Genomic DNA, 251 nt, shown 5'->3' with positions numbered 1-251 from the left:
CTCACCGCCGAGAACGGCCGCTTCGGAACCGACGATCTCGACGAGTTGTGCCCGGATTGGCGTGAACGTGAGGCCCTGTGTTCGGGACCGGGTGAAATGCTCGATGCCCTGGTCGAACACTGGGAAAACAACGACGTCGGGGACCGCATCCATTTCGAGCGGTTCCAGCCCATCATCGGCGGTGCCGCCGGTGCCGGAGAGGGCGGCGCGGTGCGGTTCGTCCGCAGCAAGACCGATACCAAATGCGAACC

At 64.5% G+C, this 251-nt stretch carries 1 pseudogene; it reads left to right on the top strand.

Annotated elements, in window-relative coordinates:
• A pseudogene (locus SB754_RS21840) lies at positions 1-251 on the top strand (hypothetical protein); the annotation flags it as partial.

The sequence above is a fragment of the Leifsonia sp. SIMBA_070 genome, from assembly GCF_046534635.1.
Lineage (GTDB): Bacteria > Actinomycetota > Actinomycetes > Actinomycetales > Microbacteriaceae > Leifsonia.
This window is presented reverse-complemented; position numbering and strand designations above follow the sequence as displayed.